The sequence below is a fragment of the Sporomusa sp. genome (assembly GCF_057736855.1).
In genome coordinates, this window is sequence record NZ_JBYKYF010000050.1 from 1 (window position 1) to 13,563 (window position 13,563).

18 protein-coding genes are annotated in these 13,563 nt (G+C 42.6%); 1 reads left to right on the plus strand and 17 read right to left on the minus strand.

What is annotated here, in order from left to right:
* The 6 genes from AC29Z1_RS05240 to minC all read right to left on the minus strand — a co-directional run.
* On the minus strand, window positions 1–294 hold a 294-nt coding region (locus AC29Z1_RS05240), incomplete at its 3' end, for a site-2 protease family protein (RefSeq protein WP_488270403.1).
* 138 nt (window positions 295–432) lie between these two features.
* Window positions 433–1,167, minus strand: coding sequence for a M23 family metallopeptidase (locus AC29Z1_RS05245; protein ID WP_488270404.1), 735 nt, complete (start codon window positions 1,165–1,167; stop codon window positions 433–435).
* A gap of 239 nt (window positions 1,168–1,406) precedes the next feature.
* Window positions 1,407–2,513 carry a rod shape-determining protein RodA gene (gene rodA / locus AC29Z1_RS05250; protein ID WP_488270405.1) on the minus strand — a complete coding sequence of 369 codons (1,107 nt, stop codon included), beginning with the start codon at window positions 2,511–2,513 and terminating at the stop codon, window positions 1,407–1,409.
* Between the two features lie 221 nt (window positions 2,514–2,734).
* Window positions 2,735–3,010 carry a cell division topological specificity factor MinE gene (minE, locus tag AC29Z1_RS05255; RefSeq protein ID WP_488270406.1) on the minus strand — a complete coding sequence of 92 codons (276 nt, stop codon included), beginning with the start codon at window positions 3,008–3,010 and terminating at the stop codon, window positions 2,735–2,737.
* A 25-nt stretch (window positions 3,011–3,035) separates the two neighbouring features.
* Window positions 3,036–3,827, minus strand: coding sequence for a septum site-determining protein MinD (minD, locus tag AC29Z1_RS05260; RefSeq protein ID WP_488270407.1), 792 nt, complete (start codon window positions 3,825–3,827; stop codon window positions 3,036–3,038).
* A gap of 11 nt (window positions 3,828–3,838) precedes the next feature.
* Entirely contained in the window at window positions 3,839–4,510 is a 672-nt protein-coding gene (minC, locus tag AC29Z1_RS05265; RefSeq protein WP_488270408.1) for a septum site-determining protein MinC, read from the minus strand.
* Window positions 4,511–4,858: 348 nt separating this feature from the next.
* On the opposite strand from minC, the gene AC29Z1_RS05270 reads away from it, so the two are divergent.
* Window positions 4,859–5,233 (plus strand): hypothetical protein, encoded by a 375-nt coding sequence (locus tag AC29Z1_RS05270; RefSeq protein WP_488270409.1) that lies wholly within the window; start codon window positions 4,859–4,861, stop codon window positions 5,231–5,233.
* A 123-nt stretch (window positions 5,234–5,356) separates the two neighbouring features.
* Here the strand turns inward: AC29Z1_RS05270 and mrdA are convergent, their stop codons facing one another.
* The 11 genes from mrdA to AC29Z1_RS05325 all read right to left on the minus strand — a co-directional run.
* Window positions 5,357–7,189 carry a penicillin-binding protein 2 gene (gene mrdA, locus AC29Z1_RS05275; protein ID WP_488270410.1) on the minus strand — a complete coding sequence of 611 codons (1,833 nt, stop codon included), beginning with the start codon at window positions 7,187–7,189 and terminating at the stop codon, window positions 5,357–5,359.
* 59 nt (window positions 7,190–7,248) lie between these two features.
* Window positions 7,249–7,743 (minus strand): rod shape-determining protein MreD, encoded by a 495-nt coding sequence (mreD, locus tag AC29Z1_RS05280; RefSeq protein ID WP_488270411.1) that lies wholly within the window; start codon window positions 7,741–7,743, stop codon window positions 7,249–7,251.
* Entirely contained in the window at window positions 7,740–8,639 is a 900-nt protein-coding gene (gene mreC / locus AC29Z1_RS05285) for a rod shape-determining protein MreC (RefSeq protein WP_488270412.1), read from the minus strand. The genes mreD and mreC overlap by 4 nt, the downstream gene beginning before the upstream one ends.
* A gap of 41 nt (window positions 8,640–8,680) precedes the next feature.
* A complete protein-coding gene (locus AC29Z1_RS05290) occupies window positions 8,681–9,721 on the minus strand; it encodes a rod shape-determining protein (RefSeq protein WP_488270413.1) in 1,041 nt (346 codons plus the stop codon).
* Between the two features lie 31 nt (window positions 9,722–9,752).
* Window positions 9,753–10,442: a RadC family protein gene (radC, locus tag AC29Z1_RS05295; protein WP_488270414.1), complete on the minus strand. Its 690-nt coding sequence runs from the start codon at window positions 10,440–10,442 to the stop codon at window positions 9,753–9,755.
* Window positions 10,439–11,008 (minus strand): Maf family protein, encoded by a 570-nt coding sequence (locus AC29Z1_RS05300; RefSeq protein WP_488270415.1) that lies wholly within the window; start codon window positions 11,006–11,008, stop codon window positions 10,439–10,441. Before AC29Z1_RS05300 ends, radC begins: the two co-directional genes overlap by 4 nt.
* A 10-nt stretch (window positions 11,009–11,018) precedes the next feature.
* Entirely contained in the window at window positions 11,019–11,309 is a 291-nt protein-coding gene (locus AC29Z1_RS05305; RefSeq protein ID WP_488270416.1) for a DUF4321 domain-containing protein, read from the minus strand.
* 52 nt (window positions 11,310–11,361) lie between these two features.
* Window positions 11,362–11,892: a Gx transporter family protein gene (locus AC29Z1_RS05310; RefSeq protein ID WP_488270417.1), complete on the minus strand. Its 531-nt coding sequence runs from the start codon at window positions 11,890–11,892 to the stop codon at window positions 11,362–11,364.
* A gap of 2 nt (window positions 11,893–11,894) precedes the next feature.
* Entirely contained in the window at window positions 11,895–12,278 is a 384-nt protein-coding gene (locus tag AC29Z1_RS05315; protein ID WP_488270418.1) for a NusG domain II-containing protein, read from the minus strand.
* 126 nt (window positions 12,279–12,404) lie between these two features.
* Window positions 12,405–13,265: an RnfABCDGE type electron transport complex subunit B gene (rnfB, locus tag AC29Z1_RS05320; protein WP_488270419.1), complete on the minus strand. Its 861-nt coding sequence runs from the start codon at window positions 13,263–13,265 to the stop codon at window positions 12,405–12,407.
* A gap of 29 nt (window positions 13,266–13,294) precedes the next feature.
* A partial coding sequence (locus tag AC29Z1_RS05325; protein WP_488270420.1) for an Rnf-Nqr domain containing protein occupies window positions 13,295–13,563 on the minus strand: 269 nt, incomplete at its 5' end.

Here is a 13,563-nt window from a genome sequence, read left to right on the forward strand (position 1 = left end):
CGCCAGACCTAAACTTGCAATTGGTCCGGCGGCTGCTATCATTATTTCACTTACTGCTCCGGCATCAGCCAGGCGTTCTATCCGCGCTGTAGCGCCAAAGGGTAGCAATTCTACTTGTTTGACCTTATACCCTAAGCCGCCTGCCATCAACATGTGCGCTAACTCATGCCATAATACTGCACTAACGATCAGCAATACCTTATCGCTAAGACCGACAGCCGCGAATACGGCAATTAACCCTAAAAACCAATTATTTATTATGATTTCAACGCCTGCTATCTTTCCTGCCCGCATATTTCACATCCTTTTATCTAATTACATCTCCTTTTCTCCGATGACTAAGTCCTATAACCCTCAGTCTCACAAGTAGACATAGAACTGGGTTCCTAAATAAGCAAGTGCCTTTCCCGAAATATTCCACACCTGAGGCAGTTACTTTATTCGTGACAAAGGATCAATCGCTTTGCCGTTTTCCCGTAGTTCAAAATATAATACTGACACAGCAGTTCCCGTTTTTCCAACCCGAGCAACCACCTGTCCCTGGCTTACCTCATCACCTTCTTTAACTAATATATCTGTCAGGTGTCCATAGATGGTTTCAATATTTTTCCCATGATCAATGATTAGTAACTTTCCCAACTGAGCACTGTCGCTAACAATTTTGACCTTTCCGGTAGCCGCGGCCCGCACACCGGCTCCTGCCGGAGCAGCAATCTCAATGCCCTCATGCATCATATCCTGCTTAGCCGCGGCATTGCTTTGCCAGCCATATTGGGTCATCACCTGCCCGTCCACAGGCTTGGTCATATATCGTAACGGATCAGCAGGCCGCGAAATAGTCGTCTGCATGTGCTTTAAAACAGGTATCCCCGATAAATCAGCACTATTCGGCCAATACGTACGGATATAATCCACGGTTCTTGCTGCATAATAGGCAAAGTCAGTCTGCGTTATCAGTATCTGACGGACAGCACTTGTTACTTCCTGTCCGATTGTAGTATTTGATACCTGAGCACCATAAACCAGTCCAAAAATCACTAAAGCTACTACTGTTTTTTTTAGCCAACTATAGTCAGGTTCGTCATCATAATACAATTGCCAGGTTTTTTCCGTGTTCCGAGCAGCAAATGGCCAACGGTTTTTCAAACGATTCCATAGCTTTGTCATATTAAACCCTCCATAAATCCCGGCTCAAGTATTCTTATGGAATATATATGCTGAAAACACAGATTTATAACCAGGCAAACAAGCTCCTAAAAATCTCTTTCGCTCATAAAACCTTCAGTGTGCCAACCATGTAAACTCACAAAAAAAAAACAGACAGGCTGGGTAACCTGTCTGCATACACTATGATAAACAAAGCTAGTAGTTGTTGGAATCATATACATTTATGGTTGCATTTTCGATCAAAAAAGAATTTTTTGCCGTCGCATATAAATATTTAACAAGATCCCAATACTGATCATATTGGTGGTCAGTGAACTTACACCATAACTCATAAGCGGCAAGGGAATGCCAGTAACAGGCATAATTCCCGCCGTCATCCCCACATTTACCAATAAATGAAAGGCTAACATGGAGACAATCCCTGTTGCCAAAAGGGTGCCGAAATTGTCACGGGCAGCTCCGGCAATTTTGACCCCGCGATAAAGTAAGATAAGGTAGAGCAGCAAGATAAACGTAGCGCCGACAAATCCCAGTTCTTCCCCAATCACGGCAAAAATAAAATCGGTATGATTCTCCGGCAAAAAATTCAGTTGGCTTTGAGTACCATTAAACAAGCCCTTACCAAACAACATACCTGAACCAATAGCAATCTTAGACTGAATAATATGATAGCCTGATCCCAAAGGATCTACATTGGGATCAATAAACACAGTTAACCGCATTTTTTGATAATCTTTTAAAAAATGCCAAAATATTGGCATAAAGGCCAAGCCAGCAGCAAAAATGCCCATAAGCAGACGCATATTAATGCCTGCTACGAAAATCATTCCAAATAAGATAGCCATGAACACTAACGAAGTTCCAAGATCAGGCTGCTTTAACACCAAGATAAAGGGTATGCCTACATAAATAAACACCGGAATAATGTCTTTAATAGTATTTAATTTGCCTGTTCGCTTATCCAAAACCTGAGCCAAACCAATAATCATAATAATCTTGGAAAACTCCGATGGTTGCAAACTAATGGGTCCAATCTGAATCCAGCGTTGCGCACCAAGCGCCGTTTGTCCAACAAACATAACAGCAAGCAGCATCACTAGATTTATAGCATACAAAAATCCTGAGAATTTTTCCAAGGATTTATAATCAAAGTTTAACATTAAAAAAATAACGGCAATATTTGCCAGAACAAAAAAACCCTGACGCTGTACATACCAATATCGGTCCTCGCTCGGAGTATTGATATGGGTAGCGCTGCCGATAACAATGAGGCTTATAAGAATGATAAGAACCGTAACACCGATAAGAATAAAGTCCAAGTTTCGCAACAGTCGCTGGTTAAGCATAACCTAGTAACCTCTCTCTGACAATGTCTTATATATTATAATAGTATTTCAAGCCTGCGTCCAGTATCCGCAATAAAATAGTGAAACTTAAAGCAAAGTGAACGTTTCAGTCATTGAGTAAGCAATCGAACCGCTGCCTGCATCAACATCGTCTTGAGAAGCGACCTATTGAGCAAAAGTAAAAGGCAGCGTAAGTATTCTCTTACTTCTGCCTCTATGCTCTACTCTCCTGGTATGGTTCGTTTCATGCGGTTTACCGGAATATTTGCCACTAAAGCAACCTGGGTGTTCGTTCGAGTCAGATTTATTTCCATTTCATTTTCATTAATATCCATATAGTTGGAAATTACTTTAATCATATCATCTTTAATGACTTCCATAAACTGTGGCGATACATTGACACGGTCATGCACCAGAACAAACCGTAGTCGTTCTTTAGCAATATTTTTAGAACCTTGCGGTTCTCGGCCAAACAGTTTTTGAATCATTTCAAACAACCTTTTCCCCTCCTTACGTCACGCGTTAAAATCCCAAGACTTTCTTGAACTTGCCCCATAAGCTCTCGTTAGTCTCGAGAACCATGAGCGGAACGTTTTCGCCTGCCAGGCGTCGGACAATATTACGGTAGGCCGTACTAGCTAGGGCGGAGTTGTTGACAATAGCAGGTTCGCCTCGGTTAGTGGATATGACAATATACTCATCTTCAGGAATAATTCCCAGTAAATCAACAGCTAAAATTTCGATAATATCGTCAATATCCATCATGTCACCTTTTTTGACCATAAGCGGTCGAATACGGTTTACTATTAACTTAGGGTTATGCTTACCCTCTGACTCTAATAAACCAATAATTCTATCAGCATCCCGAACAGCCGACACTTCCGGCGTTGTAACAATAATAGCACGATCAGCACCCGCAATAGCATTTTTAAAGCCTTGCTCAATACCTGCCGGGCAGTCAATAATTACATAATCAAATTCTTGCGCCAATTCTTTGCATAACTGTTTCATCTGGTCTGGTGTAACAGCATTTTTGTCTCTGGTCTGAGCCGCCGGCAACAGGTATAAGGTATCGAACCGTTTGTCCCTAATCAGAGCTTGTTTTAACCGGCAATTGCCTTCCGTCACATCAATTAGATCATAAACGATTCTATTTTCAAGCCCCATGACCACATCAAGATTCCGTAAGCCAATATCCGCATCAACTAACACAACTTTTTTACCTTGAAGAGCAAAACCAGTTCCTATATTAGCGGTTGTCGTCGTTTTTCCTACGCCGCCTTTTCCTGACGTAATAACTATTACTTCCCCCATCAATTTCCCTCCTATGTAATCTTTGCGCTTTCTGCCGGTTCAATCACAACAACTCCACCACTAATGCGAGCTGTTTCCGGGTATGAAGGTGCCTCCTGGTTATCAGGAGCCCTAGCAATAAGCCCAGCAATTCTCAACTGGCCTGCCATTAGTTTATCTGCCGTAATCGTAGCTGTTTGATCACCGTTAGCTCCGGCATGAGCTAAGCCTCTGCACGTCCCATATACTGTAATATTGCCAGAAGCAATAATTTCAGATCCGGGGTTAACGTCCCCCATAACGATGACAGAACCATCAAATACAACCTTTTGGCCGCTTCTAAGCATTTTTGATATGATCAATGTTTGCCGCCCGGTGTCAGTCTCCCGACGGTATTCCACATCAGTAGTTTTGTCATAACAATCAGCCTGAGACAATATTTCTGTCGGCTGAGACTCGGAGGAAGGCTGATCCTGTAAGGCTAGTCCATAATCGGCCAGCAAATTAATCAACTGCCTACGCTCATCACCGGTTAATGTATCAGTTGCTGATGATACTTTGACACTAGTGCTGCCAGTAAAAAAATGCGCAGCCGATTCCAACTTCTGTTTGAGTTGCTCTAAAATAGCAGCAAAATCAGCCGTTTGGTTTAATACCAGTTCAAGGCCGTCTTTATTTCCTTTAAATATTACATCCTCCCGCATACCTTCTCCTAAATTTTACCACAAATTATTATCTATATGTCAACTAAAATTCGCTCTATTTCGCAAATATCCTGCAATCTAACGTACATATTAAAGCTTTTTGCAATCATCCTGTGTACTTACACAGGATGTAAATTAATACTCGCCATCTAAGTGTGCATGAATGAGATTCTCGCCGTCCTCGGCCCGCCGCGAAGCAACTATCTACCGGAATGTAAGCTATATCGGTACTGTCCAGCGTAAAATTAGCTGATCATAACAGTTCAGGTTCAAATACCAGTTGCAACAGGGAATGCCAAAGTAATCCCGAATAGAGAATAGGTACATTTTATTGGAGGCTTTTTTAAAGTGATTAATACATTAGCAAAAATTACTGCATGGCTAGGACAACATATGTTCTTTATTGTACTTTCAGGTTTAATAGCCGGATTTTTTATACCATTGCCTGACTCTCCTGCCTTAAGGGCTGTCGTAGTCGGTGCGTTTGCCTATACGACGTTTGTTACCGCCCTTGGTACAAGTATCAAAGAATTTTTTCGAGTCTTAAAAAGGCCAGTTATTCCTTTATGGATATTGGTATTAATTCATGGTATATCCCCATTTATTGCTTGGCTGACAGGACAGTTCTTTTTTAACGACAATCCTGATACTCAGTTAGGGTATCTAGTCGGTGCCTTTCCATACTTTTTACACCATGCAGGCCATAAAAACAATGCAACATAATACTGAGAATAGAAAACATGAGGCTCGACTTTTATGTCTAACCTCATGTTACTTATGCGCAAAAGATTTCAGTACGCACATAACAGACCAATAGCAGTGAATGCACGGTTTTTACATATTTACTTACAATGCCGTCTGCGGACGATATATTTTAGCTGCTTCAGTCGGAACCTGATTGATATTAAAAGCGGCTTCCAGAATTTTTTTAGCAATTGGTACGGCTGAAGATGTACCAAAGCCGCCTTGTTCAACGATAACGGCTACTGCCACTCGTGGGTCTTCATAAGGAGCATAGGCCACAAACCAGCCATGGTCACTACCATGCGAGTTTTCGGCTGTACCTGTTTTACCCGCAATAGCAATCGGGAAATTGCCAAAAGTATTGGCCGCAGTACCATCCGCATGAGCAGCATCTCGCAACGCTTCCTGGATAAGGGTTAACGTACTTTTAGAAATCGTCAGCTCCCCAACTTTTTCCGGTGCAAAGGTTTTGATAACCTCGCCATTATGGTCAGTAATTTTACTAACCAAGTGAGGTTTATAGCGGTGACCGCCATTGGCAATTTGACTAATAACGACTGCCATCTGTAATGGGGTTGCCAGTTGAAACCCCTGCCCGATAGCAGCATCAAAAGTCTCCGATAAATACCAATCTTCGCCATATACTTTTTCCTTATACCGCCGGTTAGCCACCAACCCATCAGATTCTCCAGGCAAATTTATCCCGGTAAGCTCCCCTAGCCCAAACATCCGTGCATACTTTTCCAGATTATCGATACCTAACCGATTACCTAACTCGTAAAAGTACACATTGTCCGATTTAGCTAATGCTTCACGGAAATCAATCCATCCCAATGCTTCTCCCATAGCATTACCCTTGGGTATAAGCCAGTGTTTACCTGTATCAAGGATTTTTTCTTCTGGAGTTACTTTTCCAAGCTCTAAGGCTGCTGCACCAGTAATAATTTTAAAAGTTGACCCTGGCGGGTAAACACCAGATATAGCCTTGTTATCCATCGGATGATTCGGATTTTCATTAAGTAATTTCCAGTCCTTACTCGAGATACCGCCAATAAAAGAATTAGGATTAAATGTCGGGCGGCTTACCATGGCCAAAACTTCCCCGGTCTTCGGGTTTAACACTACGGCTGCTGCTGCCTTAGCATTGGGATATCCGCCTTTGGTCTGCAGATAAGTAAGCTGTTCCTCAATAGCTGTTTCTGTAGCCTTTTGAATTCGATAATCAATGGTTAGGACTAAATTATGACCAGGTATTGGATCTTTCTTACCTAATACCTGTACTGGTCGGCCATTAGCATCAACCTCTACTTGATTGCCGCCGTCTATTCCGCGAATTTCTTTGTCATAGACTTTTTCTAAGCCAAATTTACCTACGATGTCGCCAGCTTTATACCCTTGGGATTTACGACTTTCCAATTCTTGCTCATTAATTTCACCGACATACCCAAATATATGCGCAGCAAGCTCATTATTAATATAATTTCGCAGTGGTTGAATTTCAATAACAACCCCAGGCAGTTCGGAACGCCGTTCTTCAATTTTTGTAACAATTTCAGGACCAACATCGGTTTTAACCCGGATAGGTTCAAACGAGCCTGTTTGCTGAGATAACTTATTTCTTATTGCTTTGGCATCCATGTTAAGGATAACAGCCAATTTGTCAATGACTTCATCAGGAACCGGACCATTTATAGGCAACAAAGAGATGGTGAAACCTGGACGATTCGAGACCAGCGTTACACCATTCCTGTCATAAAAAACACCCCGTGGGGCCATGATGGGAATAAGTCGGATTCGGTTGCCGTCTGCTAGCTGCCCGTAGTATTGACCTTGTACCATTTGCAAATAGCCAAGGCGAGATACTAAAGTAACAAAAATAAAAATAATAATCATGCCTAAAATCTCTAACCTGCCATGTACACGTTTAGCAAGCATCAGACAAGCTCCCTTCCAAGAGTACCAATGAACTGAAACACCGGAGGACTAACCTTGTTTTAAAATTGACTGCGATTACCGAAAGTAATCTTGTAAATCAGCCGATGAATCGGAATACAAAACAAAACATTATAACATAAGGAAGGCAATAACTGATATTGTAGTAAGGGAATAAGCTCCGCCTTATACCCCAACAGGAAAAGCAATGCCTGCATAATCGCGCTGTTAAAGCAAGTAGCCATGATAATAGCCAAAACCGGCAATGCTATACTTTCTTTAAATACTTTACGTTCAGCCATACCAGCTACATAGCCTGTAGCCATTTTTGACAAGGTGTTTAATCCAAAAACATTACCTGACGCAAAATCCTGCATTACGCCTGCAAAAAAGCCAACACCAACCCCCCGTTCCCGGCCGACAAGCAAGCCACTGGCTACGACAATAATTAGCAAGAGGTCGGGTTTCGTATCATTGCTAAAAATCATCGGCAATAAAACAGACTGAATGGCAATTGTGCCCAGTAGTAAGCCGGCCCAGACAACAAACGTTCTCATTGACCTGCTCCTTTCGGCTGTATCGACGAACTCGTCTTAGCTTGACCAGGCACTGGCGGCTCAGGTAATGGTTCGCGGGAACGTACAATCACTAGCACCTCTTCTAGTCTATCAAAATCTACTGCTGGCTTCAAGACAGCATATTTTAGTAATCCGCCTTCCTCGTTAACTATATCAACAACTTCACCAACTAGTAAACCCTTCGGATAGATACCGCCAAAGCCGGATGTAATAATTTTATCACCTTTAATTACATCAGCATCGCGAGCAATATTAACCATTCGTGGTGCATTAGAATGAAAGGCACTGCCTTCAACTATGCCAGCTACCCGCGACTCAGGCCGTTGTACCAAACAACCAACCGCACTTCGCGGATCCAAAATAAGCTGCACTTTGGCAGCATTATTATACACAGTTACAACATTACCGACCAATCCTTGTGCAGTGACTACTACCATGTCTTTCGCTATTCCATCGGCGCTACCGCGATTAATGATAAGAACATTAGTCCAAGTCCCTGGATCACGGGCAATGACTTGCGCGGTGACAAAGTCAAACTGCGGAACACTTTTTTTATAATCCAGCAGTGTCCGCAGCCGCGCATTCTCCGCTAAAATTTCCGTAGTATTAACATCCTTTTGGCGCAATTGTTCAAGTTCTGCTTTCAGCACCTGTATATCTTGGTGTGCTGTCATAAGTTGTCGAGTAAAAGCCCCTGTCTGACGAACGCCGTAACCAAGTTTACTTAACACATAATCCATCGGAGTCAGTAATGTAATGATAGCCTGCTCCATAAACGTAAACTGATATTTTCCCCTGGTTACAGTACCGGCCAGCAAAAAGACGGTGAGCACCGCCACGAGAAGAATGACCGCCTTTTTGTGAATAAATCGCACTTTTCGGGCCCCTTCCTTAACAATAATTTCAAATATTCTGGTTACCCTTGCTGAGTCTTTTTGGTTGACATTAATACGCGTTTTAAAAGATCAATACTTTCCAGCGCTCCACCAGTCCCGGCAGCAACACAGGATAATGCTTCTTCCGCTATATGTACCGGCATCCCGGTTTCTTTATTAAGCAGTATGTCCAATCCCCTTAACAGCGAACCTCCACCAGTCATTACGATACCGCGATCCATAATATCAGAAGCCAGTTCAGGTGGAGTTTTCTCCAAGGTGACTTTAACCGCTTCAATAATACCAGCTACCGGTTCACTAAGGGCTAACTGCACTTCACTAGCTTTTATCACCAAAGTTTTAGGTAAACCAGTGACTAAGTCCCGCCCGCGTACATCCATCTCTTCATCAATTTGGGGAACAAGAGCCGAACCAATCGTAATTTTCACTTCTTCTGCCGTCCGTTCGCCAATCATTAAATTATAAGTGCGTTTAATATATTGAATAATGGCCTCATCCATCTCATCGCCACCAATACGGATAGAACGACTAGTAACAATTCCCCCCAGCGAAATAACTGCTACTTCGGTAGTTCCACCACCAATATCAACAACCATATTGCCAGTTGGTTCATGAACAGGCAAACCTGCGCCGATAGCAGCGGCCATTGGTTCTTCGATCAAATAGGCTTCCCTTGCTCCGGCCTGAATCGTAGCATCAATAACTGCTCTTTTTTCCACTTCGGTAACACCGGAAGGTACACCGACAATAACCCTTGGTCTGATAAAAGACTTTGAATTCATAGCTTTTTTTATAAAATATTTAAGCATAGCCTGAGTGACATCAAAATCGGCAATTACACCATCTTTCAATGGCCGAATGGCCACAATATTTCCCGGCGTACGGCCAATCATCTGCTTGGCTTCCTCACCAACAGCCAGTACTTCCCCGGTATCACGCTGAATAGCTACTACGGAGGGTTCCCTAAGCACAATTCCTTTACCCTTAACATGGACTAATGTATTAGCCGTACCAAGATCTATACCCATATCACGCGAAAGTGAACCGAACAAATTAAACATAGACATTTTGCCCCTTTCATTTAGAAACCTATTATATTATTCCCTTTTCTTTAAAACTAACATACTTGCCGTCTCCTATTATTACATGGTCAAGTATTGAAATATTGAGCAGCATTCCGGCTTCTACCAGTTGTTTTGTCAACGTAATATCTTCTTGGCTAGGGCTTGGATCACCACTGGGATGATTATGTACCAAGATAATCGAAGCAGCACTATAACTAATGGCTTCCCGGAAAAGCTCCCGTGGATGAACAATTGAAGCGTTTAAGCTCCCAACAGATATCATTGCCCGGGCAATAACGTGATTCTTGGTAGATAAAAGTAAGGCTACAAAATGTTCTTTCGTCTGATACCTTAGTTCTGGCATCATTAACTCTGCAGCATCACGCGGATTTCTGATTACTGGACGCTCACTTGGGGATTTTTGAGTCATCCTGCAGCCCAGTTCGATCGCCGCCTTTACAGTAACGGCTTTGACTAATCCGATACCTGCTGTTTTACTCAATTCTTGGGGTGATATACTGCCAAGACCAGATAAATCATATTTTACAAGCAGTTGCTCAGCCAGGCGAATCACCGGCATATTTTTTGTGCCTGTACGAAGAAGTATCGCCAGCAGCTCGGCATTACTAAGAGCTTTGGCTCCCTTAGCAAGCATTTTTTCCCGCGGTCTTTCAGTTTCAGGCAACTCTTTCATCATTAACTGCTTGTCCATAGTCATAACAACTCAATTCCCGCTTGGCTAAGCAATTCTGACAGTAACACAAGCGGTAAACCCACTACATTATTATAACAACCGTTAATGTTTTCCACCAGCAGTGTTCCCCGTCCCTGAATAGCATAAGCACCGGCTTTATCCATAGGTTCGCCGGTATCCACATAACGCTCTATTTGGGGCAACGTCAAGTTTCTGATTTTAACCTGCGTGGTACTGTACCCTGTATATATTTGGTTGCCTTTAACCACAGCCACACCGGTAATCACCGTATGTTCTCTGCCGGCAAGCGCCATAAGCATCCTGATAGCATCTTGTCTGTCAACCGGTTTGCCAAACACCTTACCATCTAAAACCACAATAGTATCAGCCCCGATGACGACTGCCTCACAGGAAACCTGTTGACTAACATCTACGGCTTTATCGCGTGCTTGAATCACCGCCAATTCATGGGGCGGCAAGTCTTTCGCATTATCTTCTTGCGTTTGACTGACAACAATCTTAAAAGTTAGACCAATTAATTCCAAAAGTTGCTGACGCCTAGGCGATGATGATGCCAAAATAAATTCCATGCGAATCCTCCTAAAAACGCCGGAAGAGCATAATTGCCACAATAATCCCTAAAATACTCATCAAATTAGGATACAAGGCAAAACCAATTACCAGCTTGATTACATATAGGTTAATGGCCACTGGTGGCACATCAAACACCGGAAATGGTTTTATCAAATACGGAGCAATGCCTGATAACAGGCTGGAACTTGCAGCAAGCTCGCCTAACATACCGCCGACAACTGCTCCGGTGATAAGAAACAAGAGCATCAACCCTATACTTTTTCCGGCGGAAGAGCTTCTTTTGGTGCCGGTTTTCACCTTTAAACCTCCTCAAGCTTATTGAGCAAATGAAAATTAAGGGCATATAAAATTAATCAGCGTCTTTATAAATAGCATTATTACATGCTGGAAATTTTGCAAAAAAGTAGTTAGCCGCTAAGCCAGTACATAAGCCAGTTAGCACAGCAAACAGCAGTAGGTAAGGCAAATACCAAAGCAGCCCCCAACTATGGACAAGTATTACTGCCAACATGACTTGGGCTATATTGTGACTGATTGCGCCAAACACACTAATACCGACAAGGGAAAATAGTTTTCGGTAATGGACAGCAACATAGCTCATAACAAAGATACTGACCAGCCCACCACCCAGACTCATCATAAATGCCGGGCCAAATAGTGTCCCACCAAATAACGATCCTAACAAAACCCGGGCTACAGTCACATACATAGCATCCCGCCACCCAAGCATAATGATTGTCAGCAGTGAAATGATATTGGCCAATCCCAGCTTTACACCAGGTATAGGAACAGGAACCGGCAACCAGCTTTCCACGATATGCAGGACTGCAGCTACGGCTACAAGCAATGCTAAAAAAACCATTCGTTTTGTTTTTACCATAGCTACCTCACAATGTCGTCAACATCAGCAGAACTATTGGCAACAATTTTGACAACAACCCGATAAGGTAAACATACGATCTGCTGCGGTGGAGTGGTTATCCAGCCAGACTGAACACAAATTCGATCAGGACAGTCTGCTTCTTTCATATGTACTTTGCCATCTTTATACTCAATAATGTTAAACCCGTTATGACCGTCAATTCTAAATTCACCTGTATAACCCGGACGTAACGGAATTGTTTTTACTATCTGCCCATTTACAGATATAACCATATTTTTGTCTTGTCCACTAGCCCCTGACAAATAGTACAAATTGAGTCCGATGCCGGTTGTGGCTACAAATAAAAGTACACCTATTAACCATTTGTCAGCTTTTGTTAGCATAATTGCCACCCTGCTCATATTCTATTCTATTTTACATTAAAATACTGGTTTATGCAAATCGTACCAAAAATATCCTTAAAAATAAGAGGAGGGATCTCTCCCTCCTCTTTAGCGTATGGCGTTAGCTTACGCTACACTATCCTTTTCACTACCAGGCACTACGCCCAGCACAGCATGTCTGATGGCTTTAGTTGGGCATTTAGCTAAGCAGGTAGGATTATTACATTTCTCCATACATACTTTGGCATCAACCACAGCTAAATTATTATCCATTTTAATGGCGCCATGCGGACATTCCTTCATGCACAAAGAGCAACAAATACAAGCAGCACTACAAGCTTTCTTCGCTACAGCACCCTTATCATGTGAGTTGCAATTTACACGAACTGGAGCACCTATAGGCATCATGGTAATAACTTTTTTCGGACAAACGCTTTCACATTTTCCACAGCCAGTACATTTATCTGGATCAATAATCGGTAAGCCTTCTGCACTCATCTCCATAGCACCGAATGGACATGCTTTTACACAGGTGCCAAGACCAAGGCAGCCGTACCTACAGCTTTTTGGACCACCAAACAATAAGTTTGCAGCTACACAATCCTGTACCCCTTGGTATTCGCTAGCTTTTACTGCTTTTGTATACGTACCGGCACATTTTACTTGGGCAACACGCGGCTCCACGGGAGCAGCAGCTTTTCCAGTCAAGTCAGCCACCAACTTAGCAACTTCTTCCTTACCAGGAATGCAAAGATTAGGTGGCACATCAGGATTATTTACAACTGCCTCGGCATAATTCAGACAACCAGCATAGCCACAGGCACCACACTGTCCTTTGGGCAAAACATCTTCTACCAGATGAATTAACGGATTAACCTCTATAGCCATTTTCTTATTGGCAAAGGCTAGAATAAACCCAAATAAGAGGCCTAAACCCGTCAAAACCATGACAATAACCAGCGAATGTTGAAGCATTCCTTGTTCCATTTATTTCACACTCTCCTTTCATCTTAAACTTATAGCGGAATCATACCGGAAAAACCAAGGAAGGATAACGCCAACATACCTGCCAGGATGAAGGCAATTCCTAAGCCTTGCAATGTCTTAGGAACATCGGCATACTGAAGTTTTTCCCGCAGACTAGCCATAAGGATGATGGCCAATGCAAAACCCGCACCTGAACCAAAAGCGTTAACAACACTTTTTAGAAAACCATAATTTTCTGTAGCATTAATAAGCGGTACACCCAGGATTACACAGTTAGTCGCAATTAAAAGCAGGTAAA